General features: G+C 64.7%; 15 protein-coding genes. 9 read left to right on the top strand and 6 right to left on the bottom strand.

Annotation, left to right across the window (positions count from 1 at the left end; all coding sequences use genetic code 11):
• The first annotated feature begins 35 nt into the window (after window positions 1-35).
• A complete protein-coding gene (locus H977_RS0103230) occupies window positions 36-902 on the top strand; it encodes a mycofactocin-coupled SDR family oxidoreductase (protein ID WP_029106505.1) in 867 nt (288 codons plus the stop codon).
• A 48-nt stretch (window positions 903-950) separates the two neighbouring features.
• On the opposite strand, the gene H977_RS32420 is transcribed toward H977_RS0103230, so the two are convergent.
• A complete protein-coding gene (locus H977_RS32420) occupies window positions 951-1,661 on the bottom strand; it encodes a TetR/AcrR family transcriptional regulator (protein WP_155946475.1) in 711 nt (236 codons plus the stop codon).
• Window positions 1,662-1,904: 243 nt separating this feature from the next.
• On the opposite strand from H977_RS32420, the gene H977_RS0103220 reads away from it, so the two are divergent.
• Entirely contained in the window at window positions 1,905-3,404 is a 1,500-nt protein-coding gene (locus tag H977_RS0103220; RefSeq protein ID WP_029106504.1) for a long-chain-fatty-acid--CoA ligase, read from the top strand.
• A 64-nt stretch (window positions 3,405-3,468) separates the two neighbouring features.
• On the opposite strand, the gene H977_RS0103215 is transcribed toward H977_RS0103220, so the two are convergent.
• Window positions 3,469-4,518, bottom strand: coding sequence for an NADP-dependent oxidoreductase (locus H977_RS0103215; protein ID WP_029106503.1), 1,050 nt, complete (start codon window positions 4,516-4,518; stop codon window positions 3,469-3,471).
• A gap of 291 nt (window positions 4,519-4,809) precedes the next feature.
• Between H977_RS0103215 and H977_RS32415 the strand changes: the two genes are divergently transcribed.
• Together H977_RS32415 and H977_RS0103205 are read left to right on the top strand one after the other, a co-directional pair.
• The gene (locus H977_RS32415) at window positions 4,810-5,292 is read left to right on the top strand and encodes a nuclear transport factor 2 family protein (protein WP_029106502.1); all 483 of its coding nucleotides are present in this window, start codon (window positions 4,810-4,812) and stop codon (window positions 5,290-5,292) included.
• Window positions 5,289-5,747 carry a DUF3237 domain-containing protein gene (locus H977_RS0103205; RefSeq protein WP_029106501.1) on the top strand — a complete coding sequence of 153 codons (459 nt, stop codon included), beginning with the start codon at window positions 5,289-5,291 and terminating at the stop codon, window positions 5,745-5,747. The genes H977_RS32415 and H977_RS0103205 overlap by 4 nt, the downstream gene beginning before the upstream one ends.
• Here the strand turns inward: H977_RS0103205 and H977_RS0103200 are convergent.
• Window positions 5,744-6,769, bottom strand: a complete 1,026-nt coding sequence (locus H977_RS0103200; RefSeq protein WP_029106500.1) for a sigma-70 family RNA polymerase sigma factor — start codon at window positions 6,767-6,769, stop codon at window positions 5,744-5,746. The two genes, H977_RS0103205 and H977_RS0103200, sit on opposite strands and share 4 nt — an antisense overlap.
• A gap of 24 nt (window positions 6,770-6,793) precedes the next feature.
• On the opposite strand from H977_RS0103200, the gene H977_RS0103195 reads away from it, so the two are divergent.
• The 5 genes from H977_RS0103195 to H977_RS0103175 are packed head-to-tail and all read left to right on the top strand — an operon-like array spanning window position 6,794 to window position 10,520.
• Window positions 6,794-7,633, top strand: coding sequence for an alpha/beta hydrolase (locus H977_RS0103195; protein WP_029106499.1), 840 nt, complete (start codon window positions 6,794-6,796; stop codon window positions 7,631-7,633).
• Complete coding sequence (locus H977_RS0103190; protein ID WP_029106498.1) at window positions 7,630-8,622, top strand: alpha/beta hydrolase family protein; 993 nt, start codon at window positions 7,630-7,632, stop codon at window positions 8,620-8,622. The genes H977_RS0103195 and H977_RS0103190 overlap by 4 nt, the downstream gene beginning before the upstream one ends.
• A 9-nt stretch (window positions 8,623-8,631) precedes the next feature.
• Window positions 8,632-9,375: a DUF2786 domain-containing protein gene (locus H977_RS0103185; protein ID WP_029106497.1), complete on the top strand. Its 744-nt coding sequence runs from the start codon at window positions 8,632-8,634 to the stop codon at window positions 9,373-9,375.
• On the top strand, window positions 9,372-9,842 hold the full coding sequence (locus H977_RS0103180; protein ID WP_029106496.1) for a TIGR04338 family metallohydrolase: 471 nt from the start codon (window positions 9,372-9,374) through the stop codon (window positions 9,840-9,842). Before H977_RS0103185 ends, H977_RS0103180 begins: the two co-directional genes overlap by 4 nt.
• 48 nt (window positions 9,843-9,890) lie before the next feature.
• Entirely contained in the window at window positions 9,891-10,520 is a 630-nt protein-coding gene (locus H977_RS0103175; protein WP_036475012.1) for an O-methyltransferase, read from the top strand.
• Window positions 10,521-10,524: 4 nt separating this feature from the next.
• Here the strand turns inward: H977_RS0103175 and H977_RS0103170 are convergent, their stop codons facing one another.
• From H977_RS0103170 to H977_RS35750, 3 genes are read right to left on the bottom strand one after another with little or no spacing between them, the layout of a single operon-like run.
• The gene (locus H977_RS0103170; RefSeq protein WP_029106494.1) at window positions 10,525-13,425 is read right to left on the bottom strand and encodes an MMPL/RND family transporter; all 2,901 of its coding nucleotides are present in this window, start codon (window positions 13,423-13,425) and stop codon (window positions 10,525-10,527) included.
• Window positions 13,422-13,799: an MmpS family transport accessory protein gene (locus H977_RS0103165; RefSeq protein WP_231395871.1), complete on the bottom strand. Its 378-nt coding sequence runs from the start codon at window positions 13,797-13,799 to the stop codon at window positions 13,422-13,424. Before H977_RS0103165 ends, H977_RS0103170 begins: the two co-directional genes overlap by 4 nt.
• On the bottom strand, window positions 13,714-14,436 hold the full coding sequence (locus tag H977_RS35750) for a class I SAM-dependent methyltransferase (protein ID WP_155946474.1): 723 nt from the start codon (window positions 14,434-14,436) through the stop codon (window positions 13,714-13,716). Before H977_RS35750 ends, H977_RS0103165 begins: the two co-directional genes overlap by 86 nt.
• Window positions 14,437-14,529 lie beyond the last annotated feature (93 nt).

Raw genomic sequence — 14,529 nt, 5'->3', positions numbered from 1 at the left:
GGCCGTAAACGAATCACCTTAGAAAAGGAGTGAACATGGGACGCATGGAAGGAAAGGTCGCGCTGGTCACCGGCGCGGCCCGAGGCCAGGGCCGCGCACACGCCATCCGCCTTGCCCAGGAAGGTGCGGACATCCTCGCCTTCGACTGCCCGGCGAATGGAGGGGTTCCCTATCCCGTCGGCACGGCGGCTGACCTCGAGATCACGGTCAAGGAAGTCGAGGCGCTGGGCCGGCGAATCATCGCGCACCAAGGCGACGTTCGCGAACAGGCCGCGCTGGACAAGCTGGTCGCCGAGGGCGTGCAGGCCTTTGGCGGACTCGATGTCGCTGTGGCCAACGCCGGCATCTGGACTGTGCACCCGTTCGCGGACATTCCCGAGGACGAGTTCCTGGATGTGCTCAACGTCAACATCATGGGGCCCTGGCGCACGCTGAAAGCGGTAACTCCCGCCATGAAGGCGCGCGGAGGCGGCTCGGTGATCATCACCTCGTCCGGCAATGGCGTCGAGGGGTCTCCCCATTACGTCCACTACGTCGCGTCGAAGCATGGCGTACTCGGCTTGGCGAAGAGCGCAGCACTCGAGTTCGGCCAGTACGGCATCCGAGTCAACTCGCTGCTTCCCGGGCCGACCGATACTCCCGCCCTGGATTGGCAAGGCGGCTACGACCTTTGCGCGGGCAAGGGGCCGGGTAACGGCGTCAAAGAGGACCTACAGGGCGCGAAGTACTGGGCAGTTCTCCGGGATGTGGGCCTCCTGCCGCCGCAGGCCATGAGCGAGGCGGTGCTGTGGCTGGCATCCGACGAATCACGATGGACGACAGGCCTCGAGATGTTGGTGGAGGGCGGTCACATGCTCATGCCAGGGCTGAACATGACGAAAATGGCCCTGGACAACCAATAGCGTCCGAGCGGCCCTGGAAGCCAGGTGAGCCCTCTGTGAAGGCGTCGATCACGCCTTTGCAGAGGGCTTGCGGCGTCGAGCGGGTTTCTTGGCGGGCTTCCACTCAAGGCCATAGACCGTCCGCAGCCAGATCGTGGTCACCGTTTCGGCCATGTCTTCCAACGGGATTGCGTTCTCACTGCGCAGGCTCATCAAGGCGAGGTTGCGTTCGCCCATCCACATCAACGCGGCGGCCAAAGATCTGGCCGGTGGCCCGGCGATGGCGACGCCGGCGGCTCTGTCGCGCTCGATGCTGGCAGCCGATGCGTCGATGAACCGGCCGAGGATCGTGTCCCATTGCGTCTGCAAGTCCGGCTCGGCCGCAGCGGCGTCGCCTACTTCACGAAGAACGTGACCATGCTGTTCCCAGACCTGAATGACTTCCTTGACCGCGTGCTCGATGGCCGCCTCCGGTGGCATGCCCGCCGGCCGCTCGAAAATCAGTTGCGACGCCTGAAACACGTCCGCTGTGACCCGCGAGAGCAGCGCAGACAGTAGCTGCCACTTGGACTCGAAGTAGAAGTAGAACGACGACCGCGAGAGTCCGGCGCGCTTGGTGAGATCGTCGATGGAGATGTTGCGCAGAGGCACCGTGCGCAGCATGTCGTAAGCACCTTCGAGGATGGCCTGCTCGCGCCTGTCACCTTTGATGTTCCGTCGGCCCACCCGTGTTTCCGCGGTGCTCGAGCTGAAAGGTGAAGTGGACGCCATGTCAAACATGATAGGTCAGACCTACCACGAAGCCGTGGCGCCGCGGGTGGATGCGTCGGCAAAGTCTCGACGATATGTTGATAATACTCAACGCATGGTGCATACTGAGTCGGTTGCACCGGTCTCGCCTTTTGAAGGCCGGGCCGGCGCCGGCCTCCTGCGCGGATTTTGCCGCTGATCTCCTTGCGCTCAAACGGGATTCGCGCGCCGGCCGCGGAATGAAATGCTCTCTACTCGAAGCGGGAGTCAACCGTGTCCAACCTCGCCGACAATCTCGTCGCAACCGCTCACGTATACGGAGACCGTCCGGCCGTGAAGCTTGACGGGTACGTCGTGTCCTATCGGCAGCTCTATCACCACGCCTCGGCTGTCGCCGGGGACCTGCGAGCCCGGGGTGTGCTCCCTGGCGACCGGGTGGGCCTGGTACTTCCAAACATCCCCGCGTACCCAGTGTTGTTCTACGGCGCTCTACTGGCCGGCGCGGTTGCGGTGCCGATGAATCCACTGCTCAATGCGCGCGAGGTCGAGTACTACCTCACCGACTCGGGTATGTCACTGGTGTATGGATTGGACGGGAGCGATGCCGTCGTGTCGGCCGCGGCGGAGAAAGTCGGGATTCCTTCGGAACTGGTGCCCGTCACGGGACCAATGAGCCTGTCCGGCAGCCCAATCTACGAAGCAACCAGTCGAACCGACAGCGACACCGCCGTCATTCTCTACACCTCCGGCACCACCGGGAAGCCCAAGGGGGCAGAACTCACCCACGGGAACCTGTCGACCAACGCCGCGACGACAGTGGACACATTGATCGAAGTGGGGCCGGAAGACGTGATCCTCGGTTGCCTGCCGTTGTTTCACGTCTTCGGCCTCACCTGCGGGCTCAATGCAGCGGTCAAAGCCGCGTCCCTGCTCACCCTTGTCCCTCGCTTCGAGGCCACCAAGGTTCTGCAGGTCCTGGCCCGCGATCGGGTGACGGTTCTCGAGGGTGTGCCGACCATGTACGCCGCGATGTTGCACTCTCCCGATGCGGACAACACGGACATGTCCTCGCTGCGCACGTGCATCACCGGCGGCGCGGCCATGCCCGTCGAGATTCTCAAGGCGTTCGAGAAGAAGTTCGACTGCGAGATCTACGAAGGGTACGGGCTCTCGGAGACGGCGCCCATCGCCTGCTTCAACCAGCCAGGGCACCAACGCAGACCGGGCACCATCGGAATACCCGTACGGGGCTGCGCGCTGCGGATCGTCGGCGACGACGGCGAGGACATTCCCGACGGCGTGCCAGGCGAGATCGCCATCCAGGGCGAGAACCTCATGAAGGGATACTGGAACCGGCCTGAGGCAACCGCCGAAGCCATCCCCGACGGGTGGTTTCGTACCGGAGACATCGCCGTTCGCGATCGCGACGGGTACTACACCATCGTCGACCGGAAGAAGGATCTGATCATCCGGGGCGGGTACAACGTCTATCCCCGCGAGGTCGAGGAAGTCCTCTACGAACACCCTTGCGTCGCCGAAGCGGCGGTGATCGGGATCAAACACGCAGACCTCGGAGAGGAGATCGGCGCGGCCGTGGCACTCAAACACGGGGCATCTGCGGAAGCCGAAGAATTGAAGACCTTCGTCCGGGGTCGACTCGCCGCGTACAAATACCCCCGCGAAATCTGGTTCGTCGACTCGTTGCCCAAGGGTCCGACCGGGAAGATCCTCAGGCGTGAAGTGCAGCCTCCCAAACCAGCCGAAACCTGCTGATTTACAGGTGCTTTCAGCCAGCGTGGCGAGGCTCGACACGGCTGCCGAGCCTCGCCACGCCTCGTCAATCGACGTGCGCAGGGGCGGGCGCGACCTGGATGACCGCTTTTCCTCGAGTGCCGCCCGACAGTGCCTGATTGAGGGTTTCCCGAGCGTTCTCCAGTCCGTCGACGATGGTCTCGTCGTACGCCAACGAGCCCTCGCCCAGTGCCGCAGCGAGCTTGCCGATGATCTCGCCGTAGCGTTCGACGTGGTCGGTAACGATGAAGCCCCGCAGGGTGGCTCGCTGCATCAGCAGCTGATTTGCGTTACGCAGGCCGGGTTGGTCGCTGTCTTCGTTGTACGTGTCGTACTCCGAGATCAGGCCACACAGCGACACTCGTGCGCCGATGTTCAGCCGGCCCAGGACATGGTCCATTATCGGGCCGCCGACGTTCTCGAAGTCGACGTCGACGCCGTCGGGAGTCGCGTCGTCGAATAGCTCGCGCCAGTTGTCCGCGTGTCGGTCGACGCATGCGTCAAAGCCCAGTTCCTCCACCAGGTGTCGGCACTTTTCGGCACCGCCCGCGATGCCGACCACGCGAGCGCCACGCTGCTTCGCCAGCTGGCCGGCGATGGAACCGACCGCCCCGGCAGCGGCGGAAACAACAACAGTCTCCCCTGGCTGGGGATCGGCCAACTCGACACCGATGAACGCTGAAATGCCGGTGTGGCCAAGGACTCCGAGGAACGCGGGAAGCGGCGCCGGCAACGGTTCGGGAAGAACGGTGAACGGAAATTCCAGAACGGAATCGTCTGCGACGCAATAGTCTTGCCAGCCGGTGAAGCCGAGCACGTACGCTCCGACCGGCAGATCGTCTCGCCGACTTTCGACGACCTGACCGACGCCGAGGCCTCGCATCACCGCACCCAACTCAACCGGTGGGATGTAGGAACGCAACTGACTCATCCAGACGCGGTTCGTGGGGTCAAGCGACAGGTACAGGGTGCGGACCAGCGCCTGTCCTTCGTCAATTTCCGGAATGGACTCCTCGACCCACTCGAGATCCCTTTCGGTGACCTGGCCTTGCGGTCGGTTCTGCAGGCGAAAGAGCCGGTTGATGGGTGTCGTCATAGCGGAACCTCGTTGGTCGCAGGGGTACTGGGGTAGTGGTCATCCTGCGGCGCACAGCGCCGCAGCCAGGGGATGGCGCTGAGGCCACTGGCCAGATTAGACCCGCCGTCGGTAGTAATCAACACTATGTTGAGAAAATGTCGACCCTTCACTGGTTGCCACCGAGCGCGCCTGGGCCCCATGACATGTGGAGAATGTCGACAGAGTGTTGACTATTAACGACGCGTAGTGCAATGTCGGATTTGAGCATCCGACTGAGACAGCAGTCGACCGAAAGATGGAGGCGGGCAAATGAGCGTACAAACGGACAACCGCGCGACGGTTGAGCGATTCTGGAAGGCCCTTGACGACGGGCCGCCGCGCGGCGCGGCTCTGGAGGCGTGGAAGGACCACTTTGCCGAGGACGGGGTCTGGGAGATGCCTTTCGCTCCCGAGCCGCTCGCCGATACCGTCCCCGGCCGACACCTGATCGGTCATTTCATCGACTGGTTCTTCGACTCCGTGCCCGACCTCCGGATCGATTCGCTGACCGTGCACGATACGACCGACCCGGAACTCTTCATTCTGGAACTGCACGGGAAGGCGACGGTCACTCAGACCGGCAAGATCTACGCCAACACCTATTGCACCCACATGCGAATCCGGGACGGCAAAGTTGTGTTGATCCGCGAGTACTTCAATCCGAACGTCGTGCTCGAGGCTTTTGGGCAAGACGTGATCGCCGAGGGCATGTCGGCTGTGATGGCGGCCGCCGGAGTGGGGGTTGGTCAGTGAAGCTGGAGCCGGAGTTCACTTACACCGCAGAACTCGCCGAACCCCAGATCGTCGGACCGGGACCCTACGGACTACGCCAGGTCCTCGCCGTCACCGGCGGCAAAGTCACCGGAAACCGATTCAGCGGAACCGCCGCCCCCGGCGGCGGAGACTGGCTACTGGCCGGCGAAGACGGCTACGGCCGCCTCGATGTGCGCGCCCAGTTCTACACCGACGACGGCGCCGTCATCTACATGAGCTACCAAGGCCTGGTCGAAGTCACCGAAGCCGCTGCAACCGCACTCGGCGGCGGCACCACCGGCACCGACTTCGGAGACCACTACTTCGTCACCACCCCACGCCTGGAATCCGGAGACCCCAGATACTCCTGGGTCAACCAAACCATCTTCGTCGGCCAAGGGCGCGTCCAACCCGGACCCGTCGTCGAATTCCAAGTCTTCCGAGTCGCCGCCTAGATGTACTCGGGCAGCCCGAACTTCTCGAACAGCTCCAGTTCCATGAATGCCACCACGTGGGAAATGCCCTCGGGGCGCACCTCGAGGACGTGCAGCTGAAACGCCTCGTGCCGGCCCGTCTCGCGGTTCAGCATGTACATCCCCGCGGCGGGCTGGCCGTTGGCACTCGTGGCGATGAAGCGCATGTCCCCGGGCTGCTCGGCCGGGCACTTGTACCGGGACAGGTCGCCGATGGCCCGCGGGCCCTGGTACCAGCTGTCGAAGGGCGGCATCTCCCAGATCGCCTCGGCGGTGAACAGCTCGACCAGCTTGTCGATGTCGTAGGCCTCGAAGGCGGCCATGTAATTGCGCAGCAGATTCTGGGCGTGCGGGGAGTCCGGCGGGGCGATCTCGTCGTCCTGGTTGGGGCCGACGGCATCCAGTTGGGCCCGGGCCCGCTGCAGGAGGCTGTTGACCGCGGCTGTGGATGCCCCGATCGCCTCACCGACTTCCGCGGCTTTCCACTGCAGCACCTCACGCATCACCAGCACCGCACGCTGGCGCGCCGACAGGTGCTGCAGCGCCGCGACGAACGCGAGCCGGACCGAATCACGGGTCCCGACGATCGTGCTGGGATCCGCCGGATCCTCGGTCGAATCCGGCAGGGGCTGCAGCCAGGGGATCTCGTGGTGCTCGGCGATCTCGTCGGTGGGCGATGAACTCGGATTGCCCAGGCCCGACGGCAGCGGGCGGCGTTGCCTGCCCTCCAACGCCGTCAGACACGTATTGGTCGCTATGCGATACAGCCAGGTGCGCACCGAGGACTTGCCCTGAAAACCCTCGTAGGACTTCCAGGCACGCAGGTAGGTCTCCTGCACCAGATCTTCGGCATCGTGGAGCGAGCCGGTCATCCGGTAGCAGTGCGCCAGCAGCTCACGGCGGTAGCGCTGGGCATCGGCCAGGAACGCATCGGCCGGGCTGTCGTCATCGAGGCGATGAGCGAGGACCGTCACATTCGCGAGCTTACGCAGCACCCCCGACAAGTTCGATCGAATACGCTCGCCAGGGTGACCAGCACGCGCAGTGAACAGACATTCGACGGCGTCGGCGGGGTCCGCATCGTCTACGACGTATGGACGCCCGACATCGCACCGGTAGGCGTCGTCGTCCTCTCCCACGGCCTCGGCGAACATGCCGGGCGCTATCACCACGTCGCGCAACGGTTCGGGCAGGCCGGGCTGATCGTCTACGCACTGGACCACAGAGGTCACGGCCGCTCCGGCGGCAAGCGGGTGTACGTGCGCGACATGGCGGAGTACGTCGGCGACTTTCACACGCTGGTCGGCATCGCCGCCGTCGAGTACCCCAAGCTGCCGCGCCTCGTGCTGGGGCACAGCATGGGCGGCGGCATCGTGTTCAGCTACGGCGTCGAATATCCCGACGAATACAGCGCGATGGTGCTGTCCGGGCCCGCGGTGGCCGCACAGGCGGCGGTGTCCCCGATTCTCGCGGTGGTGGCCAAGGCGCTCGGCAAGATCGCCCCCGGGCTGCCGGTGGAGAACCTCGACGCCAACGCGGTATCGCGAGATCCGGCGGTGGTGGCGGCATACAACGCCGACCCCTTGGTGTGGCACGGCAAGGTCCCCGCGGGCATCGCCCGGGCGCTGATCATCGTGGGCGAGACCATGCCACAGCGCGCCTCGGCACTGACCGCGCCGCTGCTGGTGGTGCACGGCGAGAAGGACCGCCTGGTGTCCGCGGACGGCAGCCGCCACCTCGTGGAATGCGTGGGGTCACCGGACGTGCATCTCAAGGTGTATCCGGGCCTGTTCCACGAGGTGTTCAACGAACCCGAGAAGGAGCTTGTCCTCGACGACGTGACGGCCTGGATCGAGACGCACCTGTGAGAAAGCTTGTGGCAGGCCTCCTTTCGGTGCTGCTGGTGGCCGGTTGCGGTTCGCCGGAGGCGACGAAGGAGCGCGGGCAACCGTCGTGGACCGACACCGACGTCACGTTCGACGCCGACGGGCTCACCATCCACGGCACCTACCGGCACGCAGAGGCGAAGGGCCCGGCCGCACTCTTGATCTCCGAGAGCGGGCCCACCGACCGCAACGGCGACAACAAGGTCGTCGGTCCGATAGGCAACATGCGTCAGCTCGCGGAAACGTTGTCGGACAAGGGTGTTGCCAGCCTGCGCTACGACAAGATCGGCACCGGCGCGACCAAGCTCGGCCCCTACGAGAAGAAACCCGCCGATGTGGTCAGCGGCGTCTACACCAGCGGCGCGGCCGCCGCGCTGCGGTTCCTGGCCGGCCGGCCGGATACCGACGCCGCCGAGGTGTCGATCTACGCGGTCGGCGAAGGCGCCATCCACGCCATGACCCTGGCCGGTGCGGGCGACCCGAAGGTGCACTCGCTGGCGCTGTTCCAACCACTGTCCGGTCGCTACCTCGACATCATCACCAACCGCGTACGGTCCGGCGCCACTCCCGAGGTGCTCACCGCCTGGCTGGGTGCCGTCGACCAGATCCGCACCAAGGGCACCGTGCCCGCCAACCTTCCCGAGGGCCTGAGCGCGATCGTCAACAAGGACAACCTCAACGCCATCGTCGAGGCCGACAAGATCGACCCGTTGAAGCTGGCCGCCGCGCTGCCCGACGGCATGCCGGTGCTGCTCACCTGCTCGGACGCCGACTCGCAGGCCAGCTGCCAGATCGAGCGCCCGCTGATCGACGCGCTCAGGCACACCGCGCTGACGCTCGTCGAGCTCAAGGGCGTCAACCACGTGCTGCGCGACGATCCCACCGACAGCATCGCCAACTACGGCAAGCCCGGATCGTTGTCACCGCAGGTGGTGGACGCGATCGGCAAGTTTGTCGGTGCCGATGGCTAGGTTTGTCGCGTGAGCGACGACAAGATGCTGGCGCGGATCGCCGCACTGTTGCGTCAGGCCGAGGGCACCGACAACATGCACGAGGCCGAGGCGTTCATGGCGGCCGCCCAGCGGCTGGCCACCGCCACCTCGATCGATCTGGCGTTGGCCCGCGCACATTCGGCCGAGCGGACCAAGGCGCAGATGCCGGTGCAGCGCACCATCACCATCGGTGCGGCCGGGACCAAGGGTTTGCGCACCTATGTGCAGCTGTTCGTGATGATCGGGCAGGCCAACGACGTGAAATGCGATGTGGCGTCCAACTCGACGTTCGTCTACGCCTACGGGTTCGCCGAGGACATCGACGCCACCCACGCGCTGTACACCAGCCTGCTGATGCAGATGGTCAAGGCATCGGAGGCCTACATCGCCTCGGGTGCTCACCGTCCGACGCCGACCATCACCGCCCGGCTCAACTTTCAGCTGGCGTTCGGTGCCCGCATCGGCCAGCGCCTGACCCAGGCCCGCGAGGAGGCGCAACGCGAGGCCGATGAGGCCGACCGGCCGGGTACGGCTATCGCCTTGCGGGACAAGGATATCGAGCTGCGCAGCTTCTACCGCGAGGCATCGCAGGCCCGTGGGACGTGGCGGGCGACGAATGCGTCGGCCGGTTACTCGTCGGCAGCTCGCCGGGCCGGGGATCGTGCCGGTCGCCATGCCCGGCTCGGGCTGAACCAGGAAATCTCCGGCGCGCGCGGCGCCCTGGAGAAGTGAGCGCCAAGGACACCCAGCGTGCCCGGGTGTATGCCGCCGAGCAGTTCGTGCGCACCATGTTCGACCGTGCGGCCCAACACAGTTCGCGCGCCATCGACTTCTTCGGCACCTCGCTGACCTTGCCGCCGGAGGCGAAATTCGGGTCCGTCGAATCGGTGCAGCGCTACGTCGACGACGTGGTCGCCCGGGTCGGTGCGCGGCCACTGGCGGTTCGGCGCCGTCGTGGAGTGACCGCGGCCCACTACGAGCTGATCGATGGCAAGGCCGTCATCGCCGTGCCCGAGCGCGACACCTGGGCATTGCGAGAGCTGGTGGTTCTGCACGAACTCGCCCACCACCTCAGCGATGCGGACCCGCCCCATGGACCGGCGTTCGTCGCCGCGTATTGCGAACTGTGCACGGAGATCATGGGTCCGGAGGTCGGGCTGGTGCTGCGGATGGTGTACGCCAAGGAGGGTGTGCTCTGATCCGGGTCTAGCCTGGCGCTTGTGACCGAACCCCGCGATGTCGATGTCATGTTCAACGAGGTGCTGCGCACAGAGGACGCGGCGCTCACCGCGGCCCGTCAGTCCGCGCAGGATGCCGATATGCCGGCCATCGAGGTGTCAGCTCAACACGGCAAGCTGCTGTCGCTGCTCGCGACCATCTCCGGTGCGCGCCGGGTGCTGGAGATCGGCACGCTCGCCGGCTACAGCACCATCAATCTGGCGCGTGGCGTGGGCCCGGACGGCAGCGTCGTCACCCTCGAATACGAGCCTCGTCATGCGGAAGTGGCGCGCGCCAATTTTCAGCGAGCCGGTGTCGCCGACCGCGTCGAGGTGATCGTCGGCGCCGCGCTGGACACGCTGCCCCGGCTGGCCGAGCGTGGGGACGTGTTCGACCTCGCCTTCATCGACGCAGACAAGGAGAACAACGTCGGCTACGTCGAGTGGGCGATCAAGCTGGGCCGGCCGGGCTCGATCATCGTGGTGGACAACGTCACCCGGATGGGGCGGGTGCTGGCGCCGGCCGCGGACGACGCACAGGCGCGTGGCGTGCGCGACATGCTGGAGATGATGGGTGACCATCCGCAGCTTGACGTCGCCGCGATCCAGACCGTGGGCACCAAGGGCTGGGACGGTTTCGCCGTCGCGCTCGTCAGATGACCCGCTAGGTGACCGCGTCCTGCGGCTCGCGCTGGATCGGCTTGGGCCAGGGCTCCGGCTTCGGCCGCTGCCGCACCATCTGCGGCCACCAGAACCACTTGCCCAGGAGCGCCGCGATGGACGGAGTCATGAAGGCCCGGATCACCAGGGTGTCGAACAGCAGGCCCAGGCCGATCGTGGTGCCGACCTGACCGATCACCGCCAGCTCGCTGACGGCCATCGACATCATCGTGAATGCGAACACCAGACCGGCAGCCGTCACCACCGACCCGCTGCCACCCATCGCGCGGATGATGCCGGTGTTCAATCCCGCGTGTATCTCCTCTTTGAGTCGGGAGACCAGTAGCAGGTTGTAGTCGGCACCCACGGCCAACAGGATGATCACCGACATCGCCAGCACCATCCAGTGCAGCTCCAGCCCGATCAGGTGCTGCCAGATCAGCACCGACAGACCGAAGGCGCTGCCGAGCGAGATCACCACGGTGCCGACGATGACCGCGGCGGCCACCACACTGCGCGTGATGATCAGCATGATGATGAAGATCAGGCAGAGCGAGGCGATACCGGCGATCAGCAGGTCGTAGTTGGCGCCTTCCTGCATGTCCTTGAAGGTGGCCGCGGTGCCGCCGAGGTAGATCTTGGATCCCTCCAGCGGAGTGCCCTTGATGGCCTCCTTGGCGGCCAGCTTGATGGCGTCGATGTGCTTGATGCCCTCGGGGCTCATCGGGTCGCCCTCGTGGCTGATGATGAACCGCACCGCATGTCCGTCGGGGGACAGGAACATCTTCATGCCGCGCTTGAAATCCGGATTGTCGAAGGTCTCCGGCGGCAGATAGAACGAGTCGTCATTCTTGGCGGCATCGAACGCCTGACCCATGGCGGTGGAGTTGTCCTGCATGGCCGCCATCTGATCCTGCAAACCGCCGTTGGTGGCCTGCATGGTCAGCATCATCGTCTTCATCGTCTTCATGGTCGCGATCATCGGTTGCATGTTCGCGATCATCACCGGGATGAGTGCGTTCATCTTGTCCATGTCCGGCACGATCTGCTCGAAATCGGCTGTCATGGTGTCGATTCCGTCGAGGGTGTCGAACACCGATCGGATCGACCAGCACATCGGGATGTCGTAGCAGTGCGGTTCCCAGTACAGGTAGTTGCGGATCGGCCGGAAGAAATCGTCGAAATCCGAGATGTGGTCGCGCAGTTCCTTCACGTCGTCGACCATGATGTGCATCTTGCCGACCATGCTGTTCATCACGTCGCGCATCTGTTCCATGAGCGCGATCATCTTGGTCATCGTGTCGATCGTGACCTGCATTTCATCGGCCTGCTTGAGCATGTCGTCCATGCGGTCCTGCATGTACTTCTGATTCATGGTCTGGGTCGTGCCCTGCATGCTGATGTTGAACGGGATCGAGGTGTGCTCGATCGGCGTTCCCTGCGGGCGCGTGATGGCCTGGACGCGAGAGATGCCGGGGACACCGAAGATTCGCTTGGCGATCCGCTCGATCACCAGGAAGTCCGCGGAGTTGCGCAGATCGTGGTCGCTCTCGACCAGCAGCAGCTCGGGGTTCATCCGAGCGGGGGAGAAGTGGCGGTCGGCCGCGGCGTATCCGGTGTTGGCCGGCAGATCGGCCGGCATGTAGTCGCGGTCGTTGTAGTTGGTGCGGTAGCCGGGCAGGGTCAGCAGGCCGACCATGGAGATCGCGATGGTGGCGATCAGGATCGGTCCGGGCCAACGCACCACGGCCGCACCGAGTTTGCGCCAGCCGCGCGTGCGCGAGGCCCTCTTGGGTTCCAGGGTCTTACCGAACTTGCTGGCCACGGTGATGATGGCCGGTCCGATGGTCAGCGCGGCGGCGACCACCGTGACCATGCCGATGGCCAGCGGGATGCCCAGTGACTGGAAGTAGGGCAGGCGGGTGAAGTGCAGGCACAGCGTGGCGCCGGCGATGGTCAGACCCGAGCCCAGCACCACGTGCGCGGTGCCGTGGAACATCGTGTAGTAGGACTGTTCGCGGTCTTCGCCGACACTGCGGGCTTCTTGATATCGGCCTATCAGGAAGATCGCGTAGTCGGTGGCCGCCGCGATCGCCAGTGTCACCAGCAGGTTGGTGGCGAATGTCGAGAGCCCGATGATGTTGTAGTAGCCCAGGAATGCGATCACGCCGCGGGCGGCCGTCAGGGACAACACGACCATGACCAGGGTGAGGATCACCGTGACGATGGACCGGTAGACCATCAGCAGCATGATGATGATGACCGTGAAGGTCAGCGCCTCGATCATCTGCATGCTGCGGTCGCCGGCGATGTTCTGGTCCGCTGACAACGCGGCCGGGCCGGTCACATAGGCCTTGACGCCTTGGGGAGCCTGGACGCTGTCGACGATCTGCTGGACGGCCTCGACTGATTCGTTGGCCAGCGCCTCGCCCTGGTTACCGGCGGTGTAGACCTGTACGTAAGCGGACTTGCCATCCGAACTCTGTGCGCCCGAGGCGGTCAGCGGATCGCCCCAGAAATCCTGGATGTGCTCGATGTGCTTGGTGTCGGCCTTGAGCTTGGCGATGATCTGGTCGTAGTACTTGTGCGAATCGTCGCCGAGCGACTGTTCGCCTTCGAGCACGACCATGACCGAGCTGTTGGACTTGAACTCCTGGAACACCTCGCCGACGCGCTTCATCGCGATCATCGACGGCGCGTCGTCCGGTGTCATGGACACCGAGCGCATCTTCCCGACCTCTTCGAGCTGGGGCACGATGACGTTCAGGACACCGATGACGGCGATCCAGCCGATGATGATCGGAACCGACAGCCGCCGGATCCACTTGGCGATCCCGCCGTGATTGTTGTGCTTCGGTGCGGAGGCGACCGGGATCGATTCGGTAGGCGTGTCGTAATTGCTCATGCAGATTTCACCAAGCAGAAGGTCTGGGCGTTGACGCCGTTGGAGGTTCTCTCGTCCTTGAGTTCGTCATCGACGGTGATGCGGCAGCTGATCATGTCGCCGTTGCCCTGGGCCACGATGTTGGGGAACACCGACGGCGCGGTGGACTCCAAGCGCAGTGTCCACGGCAGGCTGACCCCGTCGATCCGCTGCGGCTGCGCGTCGAGGTCGAGGTAGTTCACGTCCGCGGTGGCGCCGGGCTCACCGTAGATCTCGTAGACCACGACCTTGGGGTCGAAGGGCTTGGTGTCATCGACCTTGGCGCTGGCGAAACCGGAGCCGTCGCCTGCGCCGAAGAACGTGCGCACCCGCATCACCGTGAATCCGCCGACCACCACCACCGCGATGATGATCAACGGAATCCAGAACCGTCTCAACAGCTTCATATTCGCTGGTCGGCCTTTCGGAGGTCAGGTACGCGGTGACGTACCGGCTAGCTGTGAAGCTCCATTGCCACTTCGTGATCATCTCGGCGTCGGCGGCTTCCCGCCAACATCGTTCTACGTCGACATCTGACGCGACGTCCCCGTCGGATTCGTCCCGGAACGGACTCACCGAGATCTCCGAGACCAACCTGCTGCCCGGTGCGCTCATGACGGTGATGTCGGCGACGAGCCGACGTTGCTCGTCCAATGGGATGAAGGGTAATACGCCTTCCACGCTCCACAGGGTCGGCCGGTCGGCGTCGAATCCGGCGTGGACGAGACCGGCGGCCCAGTTGTCGCTGATCGCGGCAGGCACACCGCACACCTCGGCGGTGGGCGTGATACCGGTCACGGCGTCGGTCTTGACGTCGAGGATCGCCGGATCGTCGACGACGTAGACGGTGATGCCCGTCGGCCAGGGCAGTTGGTACGGCCGCGGATCCAGGTCGGAGGCCAGGAACACCACCTGTGCGACGCCGGACTCGACGGCGGTCAGAAGATAGGTGTCGAGAAGGTCTGATCGAAGCGCAAGGCACGAGCTCGGCATCAGCACTCCTCCTCGCGATTTCCTTGCCGGATGTAAAGTGAAACCTATACAGTCGGCTAACTTCAATCAAGTTAGTTCGACTATTGACACTGT

The sequence above is a fragment of the Mycobacterium sp. URHD0025 genome, assembly GCF_000426065.1.
Taxonomy (GTDB): domain Bacteria; phylum Actinomycetota; class Actinomycetes; order Mycobacteriales; family Mycobacteriaceae; genus Mycobacterium.
The sequence above is the reverse complement of the archived record's forward strand: the minus strand, read 5'-3'. Positions and strand labels throughout refer to the sequence as shown.